The organism is Pseudomonas sp. GL-RE-29 (assembly GCF_019947275.1).
In the GTDB taxonomy this organism is placed as follows: domain Bacteria; phylum Pseudomonadota; class Gammaproteobacteria; order Pseudomonadales; family Pseudomonadaceae; genus Aquipseudomonas; species Aquipseudomonas fluorescens_A.
In genome coordinates this window covers 1-2,362 of sequence record NZ_JAGYGD010000076.1, presented here as the reverse complement: position 1 = coordinate 2,362, position 2,362 = coordinate 1, and the positions used below count along the sequence as shown (strand labels likewise).

Below are 2,362 nucleotides of genomic sequence, written 5' to 3'. Positions count from 1 at the left end.
CGTCGGGCAAGGTCTTGACCAACAGGCGTCCGGCCGCATCACGCAGGTAAGCAGTGACCAGCTGCGAACCGTCATCGCCAAATTCGGTTTTCTCCTCGAGCTGGCCGTTGAGGTCGTAGGCATACGCAGTACGGCGACCGTCGAAGCCGGTTTCCTGTCGGATCAAGCCACCGGGCGTGTAGTCCAGGCGATAGGAGTCGCCGGCTTCGTTCTCAATCTCGGTGAGCAGCAATTGCTCATGCTCATAGCGGTACTTCAGCTCGCTGCCGTCGGGGTTGATCCGTCGGCTGACCAGGTGCAAATCGTCGGCGTATTCATAGCGGGTGACGCGGTCCAGCTCGTCACGCTCGGCGGTGATGCGGCCATAGGCGTTGTAGCTGAAGGTGCGACTGGCGCCGTTCGCCAGCGTGGTCTGCAACAGGCGACCCACCGCGTCCCACTGGTAACGGGTAATCGCGCCAAATTCGTCCTGACGGGTCCGCAAACGCCCCAGCGCATCGTAGGCAAACTGCCGGCGCCCACCGTCGGGCAGGGTTTCTTCAAGCAGTTGGCCAATGCTGTTCCACTCAAATAGATGCTGACTGTGATCCGGATAACGAATCGCCCGCAGCCGCCCTTGCGCGTCGTAGTCGTGGTAGGTGCTCTGACCGTCCGGGTCGATCAGCCAGGTCACGTCGCCCTGGGCATTGCGCCGATAGGTCCACTTGGCCTGACCGCGATAGCGCGCATGCAGGAAACCGTTGCGGTACTCGTAGGACGTCGGCTCGTCTTCCGGCGGAATCAGCGCCACCAGCCGTCCGACTTCGTCGTAGCGGTATTCGGTGACCGCGCCGAGCGGGTCCTGTTCGGCGATCAGCCGGCCCTCGGCGTCGTAGGCCTTGCGCCGCTCGCCCCCGTCGGCCTCGATCCTCCGCACCAGCCGCGCCTGGCCGTCGTGGACGTAGACTTCCTCGCTGCCGTCGGCGTGTTTGAGCCGCACACCGCCGTTGTCGTCCCAGGTGTAGCGCGTGTCCATTTGCGCAAACGAGGCCCAGTGGCGGATGCAGCGCGCGGCCTTGCCGGAGCGTTCCCACTCCCAATAGAAACTCGCGCCACCCGCCAGTTGCCGCTGCAAGATGACGTGCTGTTCGTCGTAGTCGTAGCGTTCGCTTTCACCGGCAGCGTTGGTTGCGGCGATCAACCGTCCGCGCGCGTCGTAGCCATAAGTGACCAGCGTCTGCTCGGTATGCCAGGCCGGCGCCTGGTCGTCGGCGAGGTGAACGCGCTGGTAGTCGACGCCGATCAGATGCTGACGCTCGTAACGCAGCAACAAACAGCGCCCGGCGCCGTTGTCGAGGCGTAGCACGCGGTCGGAAAGATCGCGCTGCAGCGTCAGACGATTGCCATAGGCGTCGCTGATCGCGCTCAAACGCCCGTTCAGAAAGTGAAAGAACCGCGCCGACTCACCGGCCAACGCCACGATCAGTTCTTCCGGCTGATCACCGAGGTAAATCGCCGACCGCGACAGGCTGTTGTGAATGACCGGGCGGGTCAGGCTCGGCAGCGGAAACGGCGTTCGCCGATTCTCGTGATCGACCCAAATCACCGTGTCGCCAGAAAGCTCCAGACGATGGGCCAGCGAATGGCTCCAGCCAAAGCCGAGGCCGCTGTCGATTTCTACGGCGCTGGTGCGATAGAGCCGGGTGAATTCGAAGGGCAAAATCCCATCGAGAACACCGTCGGTGAGGGTCAACAGCTCTTCGCCGGTGACCATCGACACCGGGCAGCCATGAGTGGCCGTGCGATCCGCCGAATCGGCACTCTCGCCGTTGGGGTTCTTCGCCTGTTTCGAGGCGTCGTCGTGGTGCTCGTCTTTTTTCACCAAGGTGTTGTTGCGAGCATTCCAGCGCAGTTGCATCCGGCCTTTTTTCAGGCCCGCCGCGACACCTCGAACAGCGACTTTTTTATAGCGGTCGATGTAGCCGATGAAGTTGTTGATGATCGTGAACAGCTCGCCAACGAGGCGCGTAACCGCATTGATCAACTGCGCGCCGCGTCGCGCCAGACGCATCGTCAGATAAGCAACACCCGCTCCAGCTGCGGCAAAGGTCAGGACGATGGCGATCAGAATGTCGATCAGCAGTTCCACCACCAACGCCGATATCGCCTTGGCGGTCTCCCCGGCAATCAGACTGGGCGGGAGCATTTCCAGCCAGAGGCTGGCGGTGCGCAGCAACAGACACAGCGCCGCCTCATCACTGGCCAGCAGTTGAATCTTGCTCATCACATCCGGCGATTTTTTCGCCAGCTCGATCAGCTGATCCGCACTGCTGCCCAATCGATCAACAAACTCACCGGGATTCTTCAGAATGTCCGAAATCAG

1 protein-coding gene is annotated in these 2,362 nt (G+C 62.1%); it reads right to left on the bottom strand.

Annotation, left to right across the window (positions count from 1 at the left end; all coding sequences use genetic code 11):
- On the bottom strand, positions 1-2,362 hold a 2,362-nt coding region (locus KGB21_RS29275), incomplete at both ends, for a DUF6531 domain-containing protein (RefSeq protein WP_223507541.1).